Origin of the sequence: Acinetobacter sp. G11, from assembly GCF_049808495.1 — a bacterium.
GTDB classification, from domain to species: Bacteria; Pseudomonadota; Gammaproteobacteria; order Pseudomonadales; family Moraxellaceae; genus Acinetobacter; species Acinetobacter kookii.
The window spans coordinates 20481-41099 of the sequence record NZ_JBNCAT010000013.1; the positions used below are offsets into that span (position 1 = coordinate 20481).

At 45.0% G+C, this 20619-nt stretch carries 20 protein-coding genes; 13 read left to right on the plus strand and 7 right to left on the minus strand.

What is annotated here, in order from left to right; translation table 11 throughout:
- Nucleotides 1-45 precede the first annotated feature (45 nt).
- On the minus strand, nucleotides 46-1368 hold the full coding sequence (locus ACPUEY_RS06895; protein WP_425121622.1) for an OprD family outer membrane porin: 1323 nt from the start codon (nucleotides 1366-1368) through the stop codon (nucleotides 46-48).
- 872 nt (nucleotides 1369-2240) lie between these two features.
- Here ACPUEY_RS06895 and ACPUEY_RS06900 point away from each other — a divergent pair.
- Together ACPUEY_RS06900 and ACPUEY_RS06905 are read left to right on the plus strand one after the other, a co-directional pair.
- The gene (locus tag ACPUEY_RS06900) at nucleotides 2241-2450 is read left to right on the plus strand and encodes a hypothetical protein (RefSeq protein ID WP_425121623.1); all 210 of its coding nucleotides are present in this window, start codon (nucleotides 2241-2243) and stop codon (nucleotides 2448-2450) included.
- 394 nt (nucleotides 2451-2844) lie between these two features.
- A complete protein-coding gene (locus ACPUEY_RS06905; protein WP_092819221.1) occupies nucleotides 2845-3582 on the plus strand; it encodes a TorF family putative porin in 738 nt (245 codons plus the stop codon).
- A gap of 115 nt (nucleotides 3583-3697) precedes the next feature.
- On the opposite strand, the gene ACPUEY_RS06910 is transcribed toward ACPUEY_RS06905, so the two are convergent.
- From ACPUEY_RS06910 to ACPUEY_RS06920, 3 genes are all read right to left on the minus strand, one after another.
- The gene (locus ACPUEY_RS06910) at nucleotides 3698-4204 is read right to left on the minus strand and encodes a GNAT family N-acetyltransferase (protein WP_425121624.1); all 507 of its coding nucleotides are present in this window, start codon (nucleotides 4202-4204) and stop codon (nucleotides 3698-3700) included.
- Nucleotides 4205-4210: 6 nt separating this feature from the next.
- Nucleotides 4211-5698, minus strand: a complete 1488-nt coding sequence (locus ACPUEY_RS06915; protein WP_425121625.1) for a YifB family Mg chelatase-like AAA ATPase — start codon at nucleotides 5696-5698, stop codon at nucleotides 4211-4213.
- 68 nt (nucleotides 5699-5766) lie between these two features.
- Nucleotides 5767-5994: an accessory factor UbiK family protein gene (locus tag ACPUEY_RS06920; protein WP_425121626.1), complete on the minus strand. Its 228-nt coding sequence runs from the start codon at nucleotides 5992-5994 to the stop codon at nucleotides 5767-5769.
- A gap of 279 nt (nucleotides 5995-6273) precedes the next feature.
- Between ACPUEY_RS06920 and glnK the strand changes: the two genes are divergently transcribed.
- The 7 genes from glnK to ACPUEY_RS06955 all read left to right on the plus strand — a co-directional run bounded on the left by glnK (nucleotide 6274) and on the right by ACPUEY_RS06955 (nucleotide 12433).
- Nucleotides 6274-6612, plus strand: coding sequence for a P-II family nitrogen regulator (gene glnK / locus ACPUEY_RS06925; protein ID WP_086174160.1), 339 nt, complete (start codon nucleotides 6274-6276; stop codon nucleotides 6610-6612).
- Between the two features lie 59 nt (nucleotides 6613-6671).
- Nucleotides 6672-8078: an ammonium transporter gene (locus tag ACPUEY_RS06930; RefSeq protein WP_131272994.1), complete on the plus strand. Its 1407-nt coding sequence runs from the start codon at nucleotides 6672-6674 to the stop codon at nucleotides 8076-8078.
- A 138-nt stretch (nucleotides 8079-8216) separates the two neighbouring features.
- Nucleotides 8217-8675, plus strand: a complete 459-nt coding sequence (gene nrdR, locus ACPUEY_RS06935) for a transcriptional regulator NrdR (RefSeq protein WP_086174158.1) — start codon at nucleotides 8217-8219, stop codon at nucleotides 8673-8675.
- A 24-nt stretch (nucleotides 8676-8699) separates the two neighbouring features.
- Nucleotides 8700-9800, plus strand: coding sequence for a bifunctional diaminohydroxyphosphoribosylaminopyrimidine deaminase/5-amino-6-(5-phosphoribosylamino)uracil reductase RibD (gene ribD, locus ACPUEY_RS06940; protein WP_425121627.1), 1101 nt, complete (start codon nucleotides 8700-8702; stop codon nucleotides 9798-9800).
- On the plus strand, nucleotides 9797-11089 hold the full coding sequence (locus ACPUEY_RS06945; protein WP_425121628.1) for a DNA adenine methylase: 1293 nt from the start codon (nucleotides 9797-9799) through the stop codon (nucleotides 11087-11089). The genes ribD and ACPUEY_RS06945 overlap by 4 nt, the downstream gene beginning before the upstream one ends.
- A 27-nt stretch (nucleotides 11090-11116) precedes the next feature.
- Nucleotides 11117-11776, plus strand: coding sequence for a riboflavin synthase (locus tag ACPUEY_RS06950; RefSeq protein WP_425121629.1), 660 nt, complete (start codon nucleotides 11117-11119; stop codon nucleotides 11774-11776).
- Between the two features lie 111 nt (nucleotides 11777-11887).
- Entirely contained in the window at nucleotides 11888-12433 is a 546-nt protein-coding gene (locus tag ACPUEY_RS06955) for a VTT domain-containing protein (RefSeq protein ID WP_425121630.1), read from the plus strand.
- Nucleotides 12434-12875: 442 nt separating this feature from the next.
- Here the strand turns inward: ACPUEY_RS06955 and blhA are convergent, their stop codons facing one another.
- From blhA to ACPUEY_RS06970, 3 genes are read right to left on the minus strand one after another with little or no spacing between them, the layout of a single operon-like run.
- The gene (gene blhA / locus ACPUEY_RS06960; protein WP_261181116.1) at nucleotides 12876-13511 is read right to left on the minus strand and encodes a cell division protein BlhA; all 636 of its coding nucleotides are present in this window, start codon (nucleotides 13509-13511) and stop codon (nucleotides 12876-12878) included.
- Nucleotides 13512-13536: 25 nt separating this feature from the next.
- Nucleotides 13537-13944, minus strand: coding sequence for a DNA polymerase III subunit chi (locus ACPUEY_RS06965; protein ID WP_425121631.1), 408 nt, complete (start codon nucleotides 13942-13944; stop codon nucleotides 13537-13539).
- On the minus strand, nucleotides 13937-15385 hold the full coding sequence (locus tag ACPUEY_RS06970) for a leucyl aminopeptidase (RefSeq protein ID WP_425121632.1): 1449 nt from the start codon (nucleotides 15383-15385) through the stop codon (nucleotides 13937-13939). The genes ACPUEY_RS06965 and ACPUEY_RS06970 overlap by 8 nt, the downstream gene beginning before the upstream one ends.
- A gap of 159 nt (nucleotides 15386-15544) precedes the next feature.
- Between ACPUEY_RS06970 and lptF the strand changes: the two genes are divergently transcribed.
- The 4 genes from lptF to ACPUEY_RS06990 all read left to right on the plus strand — a co-directional run bounded on the left by lptF (nucleotide 15545) and on the right by ACPUEY_RS06990 (nucleotide 20594).
- Nucleotides 15545-16645 carry an LPS export ABC transporter permease LptF gene (lptF, locus tag ACPUEY_RS06975; protein WP_425121633.1) on the plus strand — a complete coding sequence of 367 codons (1101 nt, stop codon included), beginning with the start codon at nucleotides 15545-15547 and terminating at the stop codon, nucleotides 16643-16645.
- Nucleotide 16646: 1 nt separating this feature from the next.
- Entirely contained in the window at nucleotides 16647-17717 is a 1071-nt protein-coding gene (gene lptG / locus ACPUEY_RS06980) for an LPS export ABC transporter permease LptG (protein ID WP_425121634.1), read from the plus strand.
- A gap of 121 nt (nucleotides 17718-17838) precedes the next feature.
- The gene (gene gpmI / locus ACPUEY_RS06985; protein WP_425121635.1) at nucleotides 17839-19386 is read left to right on the plus strand and encodes a 2,3-bisphosphoglycerate-independent phosphoglycerate mutase; all 1548 of its coding nucleotides are present in this window, start codon (nucleotides 17839-17841) and stop codon (nucleotides 19384-19386) included.
- Nucleotides 19387-19412: 26 nt separating this feature from the next.
- On the plus strand, nucleotides 19413-20594 hold the full coding sequence (locus tag ACPUEY_RS06990; protein ID WP_425121636.1) for a S41 family peptidase: 1182 nt from the start codon (nucleotides 19413-19415) through the stop codon (nucleotides 20592-20594).
- Nucleotides 20595-20619 lie beyond the last annotated feature (25 nt).

The following is a 20619-nucleotide window of genomic DNA, read 5'->3' on the forward strand; positions in this document are numbered from 1 at the left end:
GCACAATGTGCAGGTTTTTTATTTCGCTTAAATAAAGCTGTGGAATTAGAATAATTTCACAGGAATATCTAAGAAAATACGCCATTCATTGGTGTCACCAATGTAACCCGCTTGGTAAGCATTGCTTGCACGGTAGTAAGAGTTACGTACACGCAAGCTGGCATCTTTGGCAAAACCACTTTGAACAGTGTATTTCACCTGGTTAAAGAATTCGCGCTCTTGTGCATCGTTGGTTGCCAAGACTGAACGATCACCTTTGTAGTCTGCTGGTACATCGATATCCCAGCCATAGACAAAGGCAGATGTCCAAGTCAGTCCAGGAATATTCATTGCACCAAAATCATAGGTGTATTGAATTTGTGCTGATTTTTCATCATTACCAATAAAGTCAGATAAGTATGAGTTTGGCATATAAATGGTTTGGTGACCGTCACCAACACCTTTGCCTAAGCCATAATCATAGCCTGTGTTGCCTGTATTTTGCTGGTAAGCAACCATCACATTGTGTGGACCAGTATTATAGGTCGCAGAAAGCGCCCAAATACTGTTGCTTAAGTTACTAAAATCATTTGTGGTGTGTGAGTAGGTATAAGCACCGCCATCAGCTTTGGCATCCCACTTGGTATGATAACCGCTGAAGTCGTAAGTCAAAGAGCTGTTATTGGCAAGCGCTTGTTTAAAGTTGGCATTCACATAATGACGCTCTAAACGGTCTTTGATGTCTGTACCATAATAAGCGGTATTGATTGCATCATTGACTTTGTATTTTGCGCCCCAAACGACTGCGCGATCCAGCTCATTACCATCTGAATTGATCTGGTCTGAATATTGGTTTTTGGTGAATTTACCCGCTGTTAATTCTAAATCTTTAATTTCACGGCTTGTTACCAGAACACCGTCAAAGTATTCAGGTACAAGACGTGCGGTATTACTTGCGAGGACTGGTAAGTCAAGAACTTGTGTACCATAACGGACTTCAGTATTGGAAACACGTGCTTTTACGTTGGCACCACCACGTGCCCAATGGTCATAAGCAGATCCATCATTATTTTGTGGAATCATGCCATTATTCGCATTTTTGTTTTCGCCCAGTTTAAATGAAGCATCACCAACCACATTTACACCAAAACCTACCACACCTTGGGTAAAACCAGACTCGAGTTTGACGATAGCAGATTGTGCAGCAGAACTTTGATCTTTAACACCAGGTGCTTTCTTGTCACGATTGATATAACCGGTACGGAAAAGTACAGAGCCTTCAGCATCCTCAACAAAGCCTTTAGACTCGCTTTGCTCGCTTGCATATGCTGTTGAGATTAATGCAGCCTGAATTAAAACTGCTAAAGTAAGTTTTTGTGATTTTTGCATTGGGAGAGAGCCTTATACAAAATGGGAGAAGGAAATGAAAGGAATTGTATACATAATGTATCGCAAAAAAATCATTTTTTAATACATTTTATTTAACTAAAGTTAAATATTTTTTAATGTGATTTTATACCTTTTAGTCAATAAAAATATTTAAGGTTTGCTATTTTTAAAAATTATTTTATAAAACAATAATATATTTAAAGTATAAATAATTTGTCGTGTAATTCTGATCACTAATAGCGAGTCGAAATTCCCTATTTAAGGGTAAATTTATGAAATTTCTCTGCTTTAAACTTTAGTCTAATATTGATTCGAGAGGCTGAATGATTGATTTTCGGAAGAAAGCGAGAGGAAAAGCCTTAAACTTTAAAAAATTTCATATTTGTGTAAAAGTCATCTCATTTTTTTGAAAATACACTCGATTTTAATTCAATATTAGGTGGTTTTATTGGTTTTTAGTAGCAGAGAAGTAAGAAGATAATGATTTAAAGAAATTAACCAAAAAGTATAAAAGTTTTTAGAATTCACAGCTGAATTTATCATTAAACAAGAATCTCAAGCAGGTTTTATAAGAAGATGTAATGCTGAAAATTTCACACAAAATTGCGTTATTTTTATGTCGTGTATAGCACGACACTGAACCAGGATTGGAGCTATAAAGTTCAAGCTGCCGTTTATAACGATCAAAATGGCGGTACGGGATAGGGTGAACATAGCGATAAACCTAAAACCACCGCATTTGATGTACTGGGCAAACTGGCTTATAAGGATTTAACGTTAAGCACGGCAGTGATGTTGATGGAGGCTTCTTTGGGTCATGCAGGAGATAGGTATTTAACAGCAGCTTATCGTTATACTTTACCGCAAATTTTATGTTGAACACTTCGGTTGGTACGTCTATTGATAAGAACAGCCGTGATGACAGCAGGATTGAAACGAAAAGTGATGGGGCTTGCAAGGAAGTGCGTTTCGGTTTAACTAAAGCAATAGCCAATTCTGGAGTGACTGCTTCTGTAGATTATGGGATGGGAGGCAAGGACCATTTTGATACAGATTTTGACCATCAGTGGTTTGGGCTTTAATTTTTAATTTATAACTTCCTGACAGGTTAAAATAATTGAAAGTGTACAGTTTGCCTTAAAATTGTGCACTTTTTTTATGCATAATTAAAAAAACAGGTGAAAAAATAGCCTTAAAAAGAGGCGTGATGTAAGTAAATATGAATTTTATAGGATGGTCGAGTCAAGCTCATATCAGTCCTATGTGGTTAGCATTCTTGGCTGTTCTGCAGATATAGGAAATTTATCTTTATAAATAAAAAAATAATAAAAACAATTATTTAAAATTATATATTTTTTTATGACTGTCTTTTTAAAGGCTGAATTCTGTTTTTGGCATAGCTATTGCTAACTCTGATATGAGTCTAACGAAATAACCAAACATAGCATCGTGCTACGATGTAGGGGGAATCCAAGAATGAAATTTACTTTTAAAGCATTATCTTTAGCTGTGGTTGCAACAGCGTCTAGCTTCACTTTTGCAGATGAAACACCAGCCTCACCATTCGGCTTATCTGTAAGTGGCACTGCAGCAATAACCTCGGACTACCGTTATCGTGGTATGACGCAAACCTTTAATGATCCAGCCGTACAAGCAGGTTTTGTATTGTCACATGACTCAGGTGTATATGCGGGTGTGTGGGGTTCAAATGTTGATTTTGGCGGTACAGCACACATTGAGCTAGACCCTTACATCGGTTTTGCAACGACTTTAGATAGCTTTGCCAATAAACCGTTACTGGATGTAGGTTTGTGGTATTACGCCTATCCAAGTGAAAGTGACTTAAACTGGTTGGAATTATACGGTAAATTGACCTTCAATGACGTGTTGACAGAAGGTGCAAGTCTATTAACAGCAGTGAACTATACCAATGATTTCCTGGGCTTAGACACTGATGCATGGTACCTGAATGCAACGTATTCTGTACCTTTTGCTGCTGGCTTTGGCGGTGTTGCTGCACTGGGTTATACGCTGGCGGATGAAAATTATTTTGGCAGTGAGGACAGCTATTTTGACTGGAAAGCTGGGGTAACCTATTCATTCGCTTCCGTTGAGGGCCTAACTGCCGAATTGGCTGCGATTGGTACGGATATTGATCCTGAAAATCGTGGTGTAGAGACAGGGGCGGTCTTTACCTTAACCAAAGCATTCTAATTTGAAATGATTAAAAAACCTTCAAAGTTGTACTTTGGAGGTTTTTTTATGGAGATGATTGAGGGGGCTGACATGTTGTCCCTTACACTAACCGCAAGGCCATGCTTTATTTTGCTCATGGGGCAGAAAATGCAGCATGATAGCTCACATGACCTTGAGGTATATCCTCATCAAAAGACAAAGCCTGAAAGTATTCGGCCGGAACATTGTCTAAAATCAGATCAGATACAGCTTTAAAACCAAATTCAGAATAAAAATCCGGATCACCTAAAACTACACAGCCTTTGGCTGCATGAGTTTTTAATTGAACCAAAGCCGACCGGATGAGTGCTGAACCGATTCCTTGCAGTTGCCATTCCGGCAAAACAGCGACAGGCCCCAAGCCATACCAGCCTTGCACCCCGGAAGAAATCAGTACCGGTGAAATAGCCAAATGTCCGACGATCTGCTGATTTAAAACAGCCACCAAAGAAATGGTCAGCGCATTGGCCTTGCGCAGTGCGGCGACAATGAATTGTTCGTTATGACTGGAATAGGGCTGCTTTTTAAAGGCCTGTTCAATCACCTGGGCAATTGCCGCATGATCAGCAGGATGTTCACTACGAATCAGTAAATTATGCATTTCGGATTAGCCCTGTTGTGCCCGATAGGACAACGCTTCGGTTAAATGCTGGCTTTGAATCGCGGCATGTTGCGATAAATCGGCAATGCTTCTCGCAACGCGTAATACCCGATGATAAGCCCGGGCAGACAGGTTGAGGCGTTGCTGTGCTGTTTCCATAATTTTCTGTGCCTGTGCATCGAGACAGGCAAACTGCTCCAGCTGTTGGGGCGTTAAAGCATGGTTCAGGCATTGTTGCCGTTGCATCTGCTGTTCATAGGCCTGAATCACCCGTTGCCGCACTGTCTGTGAATTTTCAACCGGTGATGTATCTTGCAATTCATGTGCTTGCAAAGGAGGCACATCAATATGTAGGTCAATCCGGTCCAGGAGTGGACCTGAAATGCGATTTTGATAACGCTTAATCGCATCGCTGGAACACTGACAGCGTATGTCCTGATTAAAGGCATAACCACAAGGGCAGGGATTCATTGCAGCAATCAGCTGAAAGTTGGCTGGAAAGGTAATTTGCCTGGAGGCACGCGATATGACAATTTCTTTAGATTCCAGCGGTTGTCTTAATACTTCCAGAACCTTGCGATCAAATTCAGGTAGCTCATCTAAAAACAATACGCCCAAATGCGCCAGGGTAATTTCACCGGGTTTGGGATGTGAACCGCCACCGACCAAGGCAATCGCGGAAGCGGTATGATGTGGTGCACGAAAAGGGCGCTGCCCAAAGGGATGTGAACTGCTGGCAACCGAGTAAATACTGGCAACTTCCAGATTTTCCTGCATGTCCAGAGGCGGTAAAATACTGGCCAGCCGTGAAGCCAACAGGGTCTTTCCGGTTCCTGGAGGTCCCTTAAACAATAAAGAATGGCCGCCCGCTGCAGCAATTTCCAAGGCTCGCCGTGGACGGAGCTGACCTTTGACATCGGCTAAATCAAATTTGTATTGGTCAATAGGGCTGGTGGTATTGGCCTGATATTGTGGAAGCGGATGCTGGCTGGATAAATGTTCACAGACATCTTTCAGATGATGGGCAGCAAACACTTCAAAACCGGGCAGTTGCGAGGCATCTTGGGCATTCTGCTGCGGCAAAATCAGTTGATGTCCAGACTGCTGGCAGGCAATGGCAATGCTTAAAATACCGCTGATGGGACGAAGTTGACCATCCAGGGCCAACTCACCAATAAATTCCAGCTGATCTGTCACATTTTCAGGGAGTTGCCCTGACGCAATAAGAATTCCCAAAGCAATCGGCAAATCCAGTCGTGAGCCATCTTTGGGTAAGTCTGCAGGCGCCAGGTTGATGGTGAGACGTTTGGTGGGAAACTGGAAACCACTATTAATAATGGCAGAACGTACCCGGTCTTTACTTTCACGAACTGCTGCTTCAGGTAGCCCGACAATGGTTAAAGAGGGTAAACCCTGACTGACATGAACTTCCACCTCAATTAAAGGCGCATGAAGTCCAAGCAGACCTCGTGTATAGATTTTCGCAAAAGACATTTATTATTGTTCCATTGTAGTGCGTTATTTTTAATCGTTTTTGGTCTTTTTGTGCACTAGAAAAGTGCTTATTTATTGTTCTTGATTTTAATTTCTAAAGTTTCAACTTGTTTAAGCAGTTCATTCAAACGTAAATTGGCATTATTGAGTGCAGTACGTTGACGTTCAATTTCATCTTTGGAAACCAGATCCATCTTGCTGACGGCTTCATTCAGTAAGGCCCGTAAATTATGTTCGACATCTTTTTTCGGTTGATCAAGTTGTTCCATTATGGCTTTTAATAAGGTTTCAATCATTGCAGTGTCCATATAAGGATGGAGAAGTGGCGCTAGTGTAACATCGCTCCTACCCCGACCATAGCCCCACTCGACCGGATATAGCTTTATCCGATGTGTAAAATCGTTAATTTTATAGTAAAAATGTCTAGTTTTTAAAACTCGGACTACATCTAAAAGTATAAAATAGGTTATAAAGAAAACTCGTGTCAAAGTTTCTATTCCCCCCAACCTTAGAATTTTTGGCACGAAATTTGAACATAAAACCTTACTGGTGAAAGAAGCCGAAGGAAAACAAACATGAAGCTCGTAACTGCAATTGTAAAACCCTTTAAATTGGATGACGTGCGTGAAGCACTCTCTGACATTGGTGTTCAAGGGATCACCGTAACTGAAGTCAAAGGCTTTGGTCGTCAAAAAGGTCACACTGAACTTTACCGTGGTGCAGAATATGTTGTTGATTTTTTGCCTAAAGTAAAAATTGAAATTGCGATTAGCGATGAAATGGTGGATTCAGTCATTGAATCTATTACGCGTGTGGCAAGCACAGGTAAAATTGGTGACGGTAAAATTTTCGTTACTAATTTAGAACAAGTCATCCGTATCCGTACCGGTGAAACAGGTGCAGATGCTGTTTAATTTGGCATGAAGTTTGCTGAGTAGCTAATAACTCAAAAAAACTAGGTTGGGGGATACGAATGAAAAAAATGCTCATTGCGCTGAGTTTATCTGGCGCACTTTTAGGTGGTTCTGTTGCATGGGCTGAAGAAGCGCTAACAGCAGCATCCACTCCTTCTGAAAATGTAGTAGTCACTGAAACTACTGATCCATCTTTAACAACAAATTCCGAATTAGCTGCAGCCCCTGCTCCAGCTGAACCAGCAGCACCTGCCGAAGAAGAACCAAAATTAGATACAGGTGACACCTCATGGATTTTAGTGTCTACAGCTCTGGTTTTATTGATGACCATTCCGGGACTCGCATTATTTTACGGCGGTATGGTTCGTAAGAAAAACGTACTGGGCACCATGGCACATAGCTTTGTTGCGGCAGCCGTTGTCAGTATTACCTGGGTGGTGATTGGTTATACCCTGGCCTTTGGCAGTGGCAATGCTTTTATTGGTAACCTGGATAAAATCATGCTATCCGGCATTACCACAGATGCCTTAACTGGAACGATTCCAGAAATTCTGTTTGTCATTTTCCAAATGACATTTGCCATCATTACTGTAGCCATTATTACAGGTTCGATTGCAGAACGTATGAAATTTGGAGCTTTCGTTGCATTCATTACCATCTGGAGCATCGTGGTTTACGCGCCAATTACCCACTGGGTATGGGGTGGTGGCTGGTTAGCGAATGATGGCGCACTCGACTTTGCTGGTGGTACGGTGGTTCATATCAACTCGGGTGTTGCAGGTCTGGTTGCTGCTTACATGCTGGGTAAACGTATGGGCCTGGGCCGTGAATCGATGGCTCCGCATAACCTGACTTTAACCGTAATTGGTGCAAGTCTGGTATGGGTTGGCTGGTTTGGATTCAATGGCGGTTCTGCACTCGGTGCAAACGGTTCAGCAGGTTATGCATTGATCGTAACCCAAGTTGCAGCAGCGGCAGCAGCCATTGCCTGGTTGATTACTGAAAAAGTGATTCGTGGTAAGGCTTCTGTATTGGGCGGTGCATCTGGTGCAGTTGCAGGTTTGGTGGTCATTACGCCGGCAGCAGGTTTCGTGACTGTAGGCGGTGCTTTAGCCATGGGTCTGATTGGTGGTGTGGTGTGCTTCTGGGGTATTACAGCGCTTAAACGTGCACTGAAAGCGGATGACTCTCTGGATGCCTTTGGTCTGCATGGTGTAGGTGGTATTGTCGGTGCAATCCTGACTGCGGTATTTGCCAGTGAATTCATTATGGGCGATAAAGTACCGACAGATATGATGCATCAATTATGGGTACAACTTGAAGGTGTATTGGCAACTATTGCTTACTCTGCAGTATTGACCTTCATCATTCTGAAAGTGATTGATCTGGTGATGGGTATCCGTGTGGCGAATGATGACGAACGTATGGGTCTTGACCTGAGTCAACATGGCGAACGTGTAGAATAAGATAAAAACTCATAATCAATATATTGTGTAAAACAGCCCGTCAGGGCTGTTTTTTTTCCATATCTTGCGTAAGCCTCTACAAAGGGCAGAATTTTTGCTACACTCTAAATCCGATTTGATTTGTTCAATTAAACCGCTATGCATTGTCCATTTTGCAACGCCGCAGATAGTAAAGTGATCGATTCGCGTTTGGCTGCCGAAGGTTGCCAGATTCGTCGACGTCGTGAATGTATCAGCTGCGGAGAACGTTTTACCACCTTTGAAACTTATGAAGTGGTCATGCCCCGGGTGATCAAATCCGATGGCAAAAGTGAGCCGTTCGACGAAGCAAAAATGCGCCGTTCCCTGATGCATGCCTTGCAAAAACGTCCGGTGACCCAGGAACAGATTGAAACCGTCCTCAGTGATATCCAGTTGCAGATTCGCCGTTTAGGGGAGCGGGATGTCAAATCACGTACCATTGGTGAAATTGTCATGCAGGCTTTATTTGCCTTAGACCATGTCGCTTACGTCCGTTTTGCCTCGGTTTACCAGGACTTTCAGGATGTTGAAGCCTTCCGTCGTCAAATTGAACAGATGCAACAGCGCGAACACTAAGATTTATTTTCCAAGAGCAATTTAATGTCTGAGTTAAATCAAAACTCCCAACAAGATCAAGCCTGGATGCAACGTGCAATTGAATTGGCACGACTCGGACAATATTCAACTAAACCCAATCCTAATGTCGGCTGTGTCATCGTGAAAGATGGTCAACTGGTTGGGGAGGGCTTTCATCCGAAGGCCGGGCAACCGCATGCGGAAGTGTTTGCCATGCGCCAGGCTGGTGAACAGGCACGCGGTGCAACGGCGTATGTGACTTTGGAGCCGTGTGCGCATTATGGCCATACACCGCCGTGTGCCAAAGGCCTGGTCGAAGCTGGAATTGCAAAAGTCATTGTTGCTTGTCCTGATCCGAATCCTTTGGTCGCTGGCAAGGGTGTACAAATTCTAAAAGATGCCGGCATTACAGTTGAAATGGGTATCTGTGAACAGGATGCAGCACAGCTCAATCGCGGTTTTTTAAAAGCCATGGCAAGCGGCATGCCTTATGTACGTCTAAAAGTGGCTTCCAGTCTGGATGGCCGCACAGCGATGGCTTCTGGTGAATCGAAATGGATTACTGGAAGCGAGGCCCGTCAGGATGTACAGCACTGGCGCGCCATTTCCGGTGTCGTCATTACGGGCATAGAAACGGTTCTTGCCGATGACTGCCAATTAAATGTACGTCAGCTGAATGGTGTTGCAGATATCAGCACGGTGGTTCAGCCCCAACGTCTGGTGCTGGATCGTCAGGGACGTTTACCGCTGAATGCAAAAATACTCCAGCAACCTGAAACAGTCATGGTGATGGGGCCTTTCCGTCAGGAACTGGCCGATTTGGGCGTGCTACAATTGCCAGTACAGCCTTTAAAAAACCTGCTACAGACCTTATCTACCCAGCATCAAATTTATGATGTGCTGGTGGAAGCAGGGGCAACATTATCCACGGCCTTTTTGCAGGAACGGCTGGTGGATGAAATGATCAGCTATGTTGCACCGACCTTTTTAGGTCAAACCGCTCGTGCGATGTTTAATGCGGAATTTGACCGCATGGCAGAGCAACTTCGATTTAAGCTCATAGACCTGACCCAAGTCGGGAATGATGTGCGCTTAAGGTTAATCCCTTCTCAAGAGACAGTATGAATTCAGAGTCTTCGGTTTATCATAAACGTCGTCATTCAGCACGTACCACAGATGAATACCTTTTCAATCAGCTTGTTCCATATTTGGGGAATAAACGCCGTTTATTGCATCTGATTTTAGAGGCACTTGAGAGCACGGGAACCTTAAATACCCACAATGGTCGTGCCCCTATTTTTGCAGACTTTTTTGCCGGTTCAGGGGTGGTTTCGCGTCTGGCGCGACAAAATGGCTATCGGGTCATTGCCAATGACTGGGAGCCGTATAGCCACGCTTTAAACCATGCCATTTTATCCTGTGTGGAAGCACCCGCGTTTAAAGAGCTGGGCGGCTATCAAAAGGCCATTGATTATCTGAATCGTTTGCCTGAGGTAAAGGGCTGGGTGACACATAATCTATGCCCACGTAATGACGAAATTTATGATCCGACCCGTGACCGCCTGTTCTTCAAGCGCCGTAACGGTATGCGTATTGATGCCATCCGTCAGCAGATTGCGACCTGGCAGGCACAAGGTGCCATTGATGATGTAGAAATGTCGGCATTGCTGGCGCCTTTGCTGTATTCGGCCAGTTTTGTCAGCAATACCTCCGGGGTATTTAAAAGCTTCCATCATGGTTGGGGCGGTAAAACCCAAACAGCTCTGGAACGGATTGAATCGCTATTATGGCTGACACCAAGCCGCTTCTGTGAAATTGGCGACCCGAAAAAGCCGGCAGCCGAAATGTGGTGTGTCGATGCTCAGCATCTGGCTAACCAGATGAGTAATTTTGAAGTCGATATCGCTTATCTGGATCCGCCGTATAACCAGCATGCCTATAGCAGTAACTATCACGTGCTGAATGCCTTGACGCTGTGGGATCAGGTCGATTTGCCGAGTCCCGACACCAAAGGCTTCAAGAGCGGGATTGACCGGGCGTGGCGTAAAGAGCGTCCGAGCCAGTACAATTCTTCCAAGCATGCCAAAGAAGCCTATGAAAAATTATTGGCAACCATTAATGCACGTTATATTCTGACCAGCTATTCGACCGATGGTAATATTGAAGCGGGCGATTTGCTGCAGGCCAACTTGAAGCGTGGCCGCGTCACCTTGTTGACTCAGGATGTACCGCGTTACCGGGTCAGCAAGCAGCGCCAGTCAGAACGTGCACGTGTACTTGAATTTATTGTCATCACCGATACCCATGCCAAATCAGGTCCGCCATTACGCCAACTCTTGGGTCAGCTGTATCATTTTGCTGAACTGGGCGGTGTGGATACGACCGGGGTAAGCACCCAACTGGCATTGTGGTAAAACAGGGACAGAATTAGAGAAAAAGTTATGTTTACAGGCATTATTGAAAGTTTAGGTAAAGTGGAAAGCTTGCAAAGTGTGGGTGGCGATGTGCGTTTGCGTATTGGTACCGACCTCGACATGTCTGATGTGCATTTGGGCGATTCGATTGCCACTAACGGCATTTGCCTGACCGTAATTGAATGGGGCGAAAACTGGTATGCTGCTGACGTTTCGCGTGAAAGTCTGAATCGAACCACTTTAGGTACCTGGAAAGTGGGGCAGCCGGTCAATGTGGAAAAAGCCATGTTGCCGACAACCCGTTTTGGGGGACATATCGTCAGTGGACATGTCGATGCGGTTGGTGAAATCACGCTGGTACGTGAAGATGCCCGTTCCATTTATTATGAGGTGACGGCTCCGGCGGGAATCGCCAAATATCTGGCCGAAAAGGGCTCGGTGACCGTGGATGGCATCAGTCTGACCATTAACCATCTGCGCGGCAATATCATCAGCCTGAACCTGATTCCGCATACGGCAGAACGAACCAATATTGGCACCTGGAAAACCGGGGCGAAAGTGAATCTGGAAGTCGATGTGTTAGCGCGTTATATCGAGCGTTTAATGCTGGGTGACAAGGCTGCCGACACCACAGAACAGTCAAAAATAAGCATGGCTTTTCTGGCAGAAAATGGCTTCTTGAAGTAAAACATCCTAGAATAGAAAACAGTCTGATTTAAAAGTCAGGCTGTTTTTTTATTTTTAGTTTTTATTTTTAATAAGTTATGAAAATAATGTGGTTAAAGTGAGTAGGTGAAGATGCTGGATTTTCTAATGCATATTGAACAATGGTTACCTACTTTGCTGGATCAGTATGGTCTGTGGATCTATGCCATTTTATTTCTGATTATCTTTGCCGAAACCGGTTCGGTATTTATGTTCTTCTTGCCGGGAGACAGCCTGCTGATTGCGATAGGGGCCCTCTGCTCAACCACAGATGTGATCCATTTAAATACCATGGGATTGTTGCTGTTTAGTGCTGCGGTACTGGGCTATATCGTCAATTATTATACCGGGCAAATCTTGGGGTTTAAGTTTTTCCATGAACATTCACGCTACTTAAAACCGGCCTATATTGTAAAAACCAACCATTATTTTACCAAGCATGGCGGTAAAACCATTCTGGTGGCCCGATTTGTGCCGTTCGTACGTTCATTTGCGCCCTTCGCTGCAGGGGCAGGGCATATGAATCTGTGGAGTTTTATGCTGTATAACGTGGCCGGCGGTTTCATCTGGATTGCCGTGTTATTGGGGATAGGTTACGGCGCAGGGAATATGGTCGGCCTTGCTGTAGACCTGTTTTAATTTTGAATGCTTTGGATTTCAGCCTCATTTCACATTATGGGGTCAAGAAAAAGCCCACCGAAATGGTAATGCTGATCAGTTAAGGAGTTTAGAAATAAACTCCTTAATTTTTTAATGATTCATGGCGGAGTCTTACCATTTTAAATCAAACTCTTGTAGCTCATTTGTTACTTTGGTTTCGCCCAAAGTAACCAAAGGCATTTGTCATCCGCAAAACTCGTCAGCCACTATCAACTAACAAATTTATCGCAGAAACAATCATTTTTTAATGTAGTCCGGCCTCAAACAGTTGCGGATGACTTTCCCACATATCAAATACAGGCATGAATTTAAAAAAGAAAATGCCAGTCAATGTCTTAACTGACTGGCATTACACCGAAATGGACTGTTTCTGGCATGCTCATAACATTTAAAGAACGCCCGAAATACCGCGGATGAAATCTCAAGATGCAGGTTTTTCCGAAGATAAATTCGAATTCTTTAAAATATATTCAATTTCTTCCTGACTGGCTTGATGCAGCTTGGCACGAAACACGGTCACCGCTTGCTCAATCAGTGTTTCCGCTTCCAGTTCCAGGCGTAAACGCAGGCTTTCCAGCTCCGATAATATTTCATGGTCAGCCATCGGGAACATGCCCTTGGCAAAATTCAGGGCCGGGCCGGCAGGGTTCTTGTGGTAACGTGCAGTATAGGTTTGCGTTTCGTGCTCTATATTTTGACGAATCAAAGCCAGGGTATGGGTTTGTTCGGCAAATTGTCTTTCTTCATCTAACTGTAATGCCCGTGCATAAGCAGCCTGCTCGGCGCGCTTATTTTCCAGCGACTGTTCCAGGGCACGTTGCTTGCGCAAGCGCGCTTCTTCAATCAGCTGGGCCTTACGTTCGACATAGGCACGTTCAATTTTTTCATAAGACTGCTGCTGGGCTTCTTTATCTTTTTCCAGCCACTTATGAATATTGGTTTCAGGTTTGAGGACATTGCAGACACGGTGTAGGTCATCAATAAATGCCTGACGAACAGCCTCGGGTACATTTAACCAGCGCTGTTTAAAATCTTGACCGACATTTAATGCCACCACATCTCTCCTTGTTTCAATTGATCGGCTAAAGCTTGAACGTTCGCGGCTCAATACCTAAGCGTCGATATTGTTTAAATTTTTCACGACCCAGTTGTTTTGCCGCTTCATTATTTTCGATAATTTCTATAATGTGACTAAATTTATCAATCTGTTCAAGGGCTTGATTGTTAAAATTAAACACAATCCAGTCAGGCTGTTGCGGCAGCCGGGATGAAATGCAAATAGTGGCCTGTTCCTGGTCAATGCCATGCGGAATGAAACTGCCGGGGTCAAAAGTCCACAACTGTTCATCGAGCTGCTGCTGCAAGTCGGGATTGTCGCAATACAACCAGATCTGTGCCGGCTGTTTCAGAATCTTGCGGCACAAACGGCAAGTGCTTTGCACTTGCCGTTCATTGCTTTTTTCAAACAGGTAAAAGCTGACTTTAGCCATTCGACTGCGCACGGTTTGCCAGGAATTGAACCAATAGCGGTACAGGACGGCCGGTTGCACCTTTGGCTGTACCTGAGTTCCATGCCGTACCGGCAACGTCTAAATGTGCCCAGCGGTATGCACGGGTAAAACGTTGCAAGAAACATGCAGCCGTCACAGAACCGGCTTTCGGTCCACCGATATTGGCAATATCGGCAAATGGAGAATCCAGCTGTTCCTGATAGTCTTCAATCACCGGCATGCGCCATACCCGGTCAAATGAAGCCTGGCCGGCAGCGCTAATTTCGGCAGCCAATTCATCATCCGGGGTAAATAAACCTGACAACACTGAACCCAAGGCCACCACACAGGCACCGGTCAAGGTGGCAATATCAATCACCAGCGCCGGATTAAAGCGTTGGATGTAAGTTAAGGTATCACATAGCACCAAACGGCCTTCCGCATCGGTATTTAAAATTTCGATCGTTTGTCCGCTCATGCTGGTCACGATATCACCCGGACGGGTCGCATGACCTGAAGGCATGTTTTCCGCAGCGGCAATGGCACCGACCACATGAATCGGCAGTTTGGCTTCACATAATGCACGCATGGTGCCGAGAACGGATGCTGCGCCGCACATGTCGAATTTCATTTCATCCATGCCCAGACCCGGTTTCAGGGAAATACCGCCGGTATCAAAGGTTACGCCTTTACCGACCAGTACCACAGGTGCCTGTTCGGTATGGGCTTTATATTCCAGGGTAATGACACGGCCCGGACGGTCTGAACCTTTGCTCACGGCCAGAAAGGCATTCATGCCCAAGTCGGCCATTTGCTGTTCATTAATCACGGTCACTTTCAGCAAGTCTGGATATTGTGCTGCCAAGGCTTGAGCCTGTTCAGCCAGATATTCAGGAAAACAGATATTGCCTGGACGGTTGCCTAAATCGCGGGCCAAATTTTGACCGGATTGTACCGCATGAATCAAAGATAACTGTTGCAGGTTTAAGGTGCTGTTGTCGGCAATCAGATGAATTTCTTCAAGCACAAATTCATTTTTCTTTGATTTGTATTCGTCAAATGCGTAACTGGCCTGAGTCAGCGCCAGTGCAAACAAATAATGCTGTTCAGGGGCTAGGGCAGAAATATCAATGCTGATCTGTTTGAATTTTTTTTGTGATGCTTTGATAATGGTTTGTGCGATTTTTGCTAATTTAGCCGGCTGAATTTCAGCGGCTTTATCCAAGCCAATCAGCGTGGTATTGGTACAGGCCGCGACTTTCCCAATCAGGGCTAAAGATTCGCTTAGGCTCGCCTTGAATTGTGCTGCTTCGACTAAACTATTTAAATCATTGATTTGATAAGTGGTAGAGGCCTTTTGAAGCTGTTCGGAATCTACTAATATCAATAAACATGGGCTAGATGCATTCTCTTGGAATGACGTATTAATTGTCAGTTTCATGTGTTGTATTCATGCCTTGGAAAGATTGCAAACCATTAAACCATTGAAACATTTCTATGAATAGAGTTTCAATGCGCAACAACAGTATAGGTTTTATATTTTCACCATTCGGGTAAACTAGCGCTAGTTTTTATTTGCCCTTTTTCTGGAAGAATTAATTTGATTATTCGGCGTTATCTGGTCAAGCAAGTGCTGTCTACATCCTTGGTGGTAATTGCCTTATTGACCTTAATTATGATGGGTGGTCGACTGATCAAGTACTTTGGTGTTGCGGCACAAGGCCGTCTGGATGCCAGTATTTTGTTTAGTATTATTGGTTATCGGCTACCGGAATTTTTAACCTTAATTCTTCCACTGGGTTTCTTTATCGGTTTGATGCTGGTATTTGGCCGATTGTATGTCGATCATGAGATGGCGGTCATGAATGGCAGTGGCATCAGCCGTAACCAGTTGGGACGTTTGCTGATTCCGTTGACGGTGCTTTTTCTTGCCGTGCAAACGGTGTTAATGGTGTGGATGTCTCCTTGGGGGCTACGTCAGTTTGAAGAGCTGACCACCAAGCAGGCAGTGAGAACCGGTTTCGATCTGGTGCGTCCCAAAGAGTTTATTTCCTCGGGTCCCTATACCATTTATGCCGGAGACCTGTCCGAAGACCGTCGAAATCTGAAAGATGTGTTTTTCTATCAGCGTGCCCAGAAACCGGGCAAACCTGACATCATGATTTTGGCCAAAGAAGCCACCCGTGTTGAAGTGGCCAATGAAACCGCCAGTATTGTCGATTTGGTGGAAGGGCGCCGTTATGAGATTTTCCCCGGCACCCCCAAGTATACCCAGGCCGAATTCCAGTCTTACCGTTTACGCCTGGAAAGTGATCAGGAAGCCAAATTTGAAAGCGCCGAAGTTGAAGCCTTGCCAATTGCCAAGCTCTGGACCAACCGCAACGATCCTGTCGTTGCGAGTGAATTGGGCTGGCGGATCTTCGTACCCTTTTCCATTGTGGCTGCCTTAATGCTGGCGATTGCCCTGTGTGAGGTGAGTCCGCGTCAGGGACGTTATTTAAAACTGTTCCCGGCCTTACTAATTTTTGCCAGTCTGATTGTCGCCCTGATGGCGGTTAAAACGCGCATCAGTAAAGATGAAATGGGGATCTGGGCCTATCCTCTGGTGTTGCTGGCCTATGCTGTTGCCGCAGCACTGTTTTCCCGCAAACAGAAACTGGCACCAAAAATCAAGAAACGAATTCAGCAGGTGAGGTCTTAAAATGTTAGCACGTCGAATAGTCGCCAAACATGTGACCAAAACCACGGCACTCGCCATGCTGGGTGCAACCGCGGTACTCTCTGTTTTACAGGTGCTGTTTACCTATTTGGGTGAATTGGGTTCACTGAACGAAAACTATGGGGCCTGGCAGGCATTGCTCTATGTGTTATGGGGTGCACCGCGTTATCTTTATGAAATTTTACCTATTTCTGCCCTGATTGGTGCGGTGCTGGGTTTAGGCACCCTGGCTTCCAATAGTGAGCTGGTGGTGATGCGCTCGGTGGGAATCAGCCTGTGGCGTATTGTGGGTTGGGTCATCCGTTCGGCGCTGATTCTGGTGGTGTTATCCTTTGTCTTAAGTGAATGGGTGATTCCGTATACCAATGAACAGGCTAAAAGTGTCAAGGATCACCGTAGCGCCAGTGCATTGGGTGAGGTGAGGGGCTACTGGACCCGTGAAGGTCAGCGTTTTATTTACATTGATTATGCCAATGCAGAAGGCCAGCTTCAGCATGTTCAGGTGGTCGACTTTGATGACAATTATTATCTGAAAGGTGTGCTGAATGCAGAACAGGGCCAGTTCATTAAAGATGGTGACTGGAAGCTGCAGCAGGCAACCCAGATGGATATTCTGCCACAAGGAAATTCTACTCTGGCACAGACCGCACAGCTACCGCTGGCTTTAGCCCTGCAACCGAAATATGTGCATATGGTCACCATTGACCCGGAAGATTTATCTCCAAGTCAGCTGGTGAGTTTCATGAGCTATATGCATGAATATAGCCAGGTGCCGAAAACCTATCAGCTGGCATTCTGGCAAAAAGTCACTTCGCCTTTTGCTCTGATTGCCTTGGTACTGATTGCCTGTTCCTTTATTTTTGGTCCTCTACGCCAACAGTCGATGGGTTTCCGTCTGGTCATTGCCTTGTTTATCGGTCTGGGATTCTTCTACCTGCAAGACTTTATGGGCTATGCAAGTCTGGTCTATTCACCTTCGCCGGCCTGGTTTGTGTTTGTACCGATTGTGCTGATGATGCTGGTCGGCGGTTATTTACTGCGACGCGCACGTTAACAGACCCGAGAGTGATAAAAACAATGTGCATGATCAGCTTTAGTCATGATCTGCACATAGAGTCTTGACCGAAAATTCGGTAAGATATGACGATGAAATTGTAAACAAAAGAGTGTTCATTATGACGGATGCAACTGCTGGCAAAATCCCTCACGTATTGGTAATCATGGATGGTGTGGGGCATCGCGAAGCGGTCGAAGACAATGCTTTCCTGGCAGCAAAACGACCTAATTTAACTGCTATGCAACAAAAGCATCCGCATGGTTTGATTTCAGGTTCAGGTGAAGATGTCGGCCTGCCTGACGGTCAGATGGGCAACTCTGAAGTCGGGCATATGAACCTGGGTGCAGGCCGTGTGCTGTATCAGGATTTCACGCGTATTACCAAAGATATCCGTACCGGTGCTTTTTTTGAGCATGAAGTGTTGGTCGATGCCGTTGAAAAAGCCAAAGCTGCAAATGGTGCAGTACATATTATGGGCTTGCTGTCGCAAGGTGGCGTGCATTCGCATGAAGACCATATTGTGGCCATGGCTGAACTGGCACTGAAACGCGGTGCAAAAGTTTATCTGCATGCTTTTCTGGATGGTCGCGATACACCGCCTAAGAGTGCACAGCCATCCCTTGAAAAATTAGATGCGTTATTTGCCCAATATCCGGGTCAAGGTCGTATTGCGACCCTGATCGGCCGTTATTTTGCCATGGACCGTGACAACCGTTGGGATCGTGTAGAACAAGCCTACCGTCTGCTGACTGAAGGGGAAGCCGTACGTACTGCTGCAACAGCTGTTGAAGGTCTGGAACAGGCGTATGCAGCAAATGAGTCCGATGAATTTGTCAAAGCGACCCGTATTGGTGATGTGGCGAAAATTCAGGATGGCGACAGTGTAGTGTTCATGAATTTCCGTGCCGACCGTGCGCGTGAAATTACCAAAGCCTTTGTAGAAAAAGACTTTGCCGGTTTTGAGCGTAAAGTGATTCCAAGCCTGTCTAAATTTGTGATGCTGACCCGTTACCAGGCGACCATTGATGCGCCGGTTGCCTACATGCCGGAAGCGCTGAAAAACTCGATTGGCGAGTATCTATCAAGTCTGGGTAAAACCCAGCTGCGTATTGCGGAAACAGAAAAATATGCCCACGTGACCTTCTTCTTTAGTGGTGGTCGTGAAGATGAATACCCGGGTGAAAAGCGCATTCTGATTCCATCTCCAAGCGTGGCGACTTATGACCTGAAACCGGAAATGAGTGCTTATGAGGTGACTGATGAACTGGTTGCTGCGATTAATTCAGGTGAATATGACCTTTTGGTGGTGAACTATGCCAATGGTGATATGGTCGGGCATACCGGTGTATTTGATGCCGCAGTGAAAGCAGTGGAAGCGGTGGATACTTGCCTGGGACGTGTCTATGAAGCGGTGATGGCACAAAAAGGCCATATGCTGATTACTGCCGATCATGGTAATGTAGAGCAAATGCAGGACTACCAGAGCGGTCAGGTACATACCCAACATACCACTGAACTGGTTCCGTTTATTTATGCAGGCCCGACTTCTGCTACGATTGCTGAAGGAGGTGTGCTTGCAGATGTGGCACCAACCTTGTTGAATCTCATGCAAATTCCTGTACCTGCAGAAATGCAAGGTCGTAATTTGATTACTTTAAAATCATAAAAATTTTCGTATAAACAGGTGAACGGATGGCTTTACAGCGCTGGAACAAGGTTGTCATTTTAACAACGTTATTCATGTGTGTGAGCCATTCCGCCCTTGCCGCGGTAAAAGGCAGGGTTCAGCCAGTTCTAGATTTTGATGATGAAGTGGAACAGAATTATGCTGAAGTTCCGGTGGAATCAATTCAGCAGTTCGTGCAGATTTACAGCATTGTCAAAGAAAATTATGTCGATGCCAAAAATGACGAAGCCTTGTTTCAACAGGCCATTAAAGGTCTGGTCAGTGGCCTGGATCGTTATTCCCGTTACTTAAGTCCAGAAGATTATAAGCAGCTGTTACAATATACCGAAGGTGATATCGCCTCTGTCGATTTTGAATTGGCTTATGATCCACAGTTGCATCAATGGGTCATTCGAGGGTTAAAGGAAAATGCGGATTCAGCCAAGCAAGGTTTGCGCAATGGGGGCAGTGTTTTTAAAATTGATGATCAGGAACTGAAAAAATTCAATCATGATCAGGTGAGCAGCTTGCTAAATGGTTCGATTGGCTCTACCTTAAGTTTACAGCTGGCACCAAGTAGTAAGCCGCTGATTTTAGTCCGTAATAAAAAAATAGAAACCGATATTCAGGCAACCCTGCTGCATAATCAGGTGCTGGTGATCAAAGTCAAGGTGTTTCAGCAAGATACAGCCAATGAAATCAAACGCCTGATTGAAGAGCATTCTTCTTCACGCTTGAAAGCAGTATTGCTGGATTTAAGAAATAACCCGGGCGGATTGTTGTCTGCTGCGGTTGAATCGGCCGATCTGTTTTTGAATCAGGGCATCATCGTTTCGACCAAAAGCCGTTCTGAAGGCGACCAGCAGTTTCAGGCCTTGCCCAGTTTTGAATTTCAGAATTTAAAGTTGGGTATTTTAATCAATAACCGTTCTGCTTCTGCTGCTGAAGTGTTTACTGCAGCGATGAAAGATCATGGGCGTGCCTGGGTGGTGGGTGATAAAAGCTATGGAAAGGGCGTAGTGCAAAAACTGTTTCCCCTTTCCAATGGCGCGGCTTTACAGATGACGGTATCGCATTACTACACCCCTAAAGGGCAAATGATTGAAGGGGTGGGGATTCAGCCCAATCAACCCTATCTGCTGCAACATGACATGAAAGAAGAAAACTATCTGGAACATGTTGCAGAGATCATTTTAAGCCATAAATAAAACGGCCTAATCCTTAAAAAATAGC

Bases quoted from the DNA above. Each gene is read 5' to 3' on its own strand.
- ACPUEY_RS06895 (WP_425121622.1), bottom strand. From the start codon at position 1,368: ATGCAAAAATCACAAAAACTTACTTTAGCAGTTTTAATTCAGGCTGCA.
- ACPUEY_RS06900 (WP_425121623.1), top strand. From the start codon at position 2,241: ATGTTGAACACTTCGGTTGGTACGTCTATTGATAAGAACAGCCGTGAT.
- ACPUEY_RS06905 (WP_092819221.1), top strand. From the start codon at position 2,845: ATGAAATTTACTTTTAAAGCATTATCTTTAGCTGTGGTTGCAACAGCG.
- ACPUEY_RS06910 (WP_425121624.1), bottom strand. From the start codon at position 4,204: ATGCATAATTTACTGATTCGTAGTGAACATCCTGCTGATCATGCGGCA.
- ACPUEY_RS06915 (WP_425121625.1), bottom strand. From the start codon at position 5,698: ATGTCTTTTGCGAAAATCTATACACGAGGTCTGCTTGGACTTCATGCG.
- ACPUEY_RS06920 (WP_425121626.1), bottom strand. From the start codon at position 5,994: ATGATTGAAACCTTATTAAAAGCCATAATGGAACAACTTGATCAACCG.
- glnK (WP_086174160.1), top strand. From the start codon at position 6,274: ATGAAGCTCGTAACTGCAATTGTAAAACCCTTTAAATTGGATGACGTG.
- ACPUEY_RS06930 (WP_131272994.1), top strand. From the start codon at position 6,672: ATGAAAAAAATGCTCATTGCGCTGAGTTTATCTGGCGCACTTTTAGGT.
- nrdR (WP_086174158.1), top strand. From the start codon at position 8,217: ATGCATTGTCCATTTTGCAACGCCGCAGATAGTAAAGTGATCGATTCG.
- ribD (WP_425121627.1), top strand. From the start codon at position 8,700: ATGTCTGAGTTAAATCAAAACTCCCAACAAGATCAAGCCTGGATGCAA.
- ACPUEY_RS06945 (WP_425121628.1), top strand. From the start codon at position 9,797: ATGAATTCAGAGTCTTCGGTTTATCATAAACGTCGTCATTCAGCACGT.
- ACPUEY_RS06950 (WP_425121629.1), top strand. From the start codon at position 11,117: ATGTTTACAGGCATTATTGAAAGTTTAGGTAAAGTGGAAAGCTTGCAA.
- ACPUEY_RS06955 (WP_425121630.1), top strand. From the start codon at position 11,888: ATGCTGGATTTTCTAATGCATATTGAACAATGGTTACCTACTTTGCTG.
- ACPUEY_RS06965 (WP_425121631.1), bottom strand. From the start codon at position 13,944: ATGGCTAAAGTCAGCTTTTACCTGTTTGAAAAAAGCAATGAACGGCAA.
- ACPUEY_RS06970 (WP_425121632.1), bottom strand. From the start codon at position 15,385: ATGAAACTGACAATTAATACGTCATTCCAAGAGAATGCATCTAGCCCA.
- lptG (WP_425121634.1), top strand. From the start codon at position 16,647: ATGTTAGCACGTCGAATAGTCGCCAAACATGTGACCAAAACCACGGCA.
- gpmI (WP_425121635.1), top strand. From the start codon at position 17,839: ATGACGGATGCAACTGCTGGCAAAATCCCTCACGTATTGGTAATCATG.
- ACPUEY_RS06990 (WP_425121636.1), top strand. From the start codon at position 19,413: ATGGCTTTACAGCGCTGGAACAAGGTTGTCATTTTAACAACGTTATTC.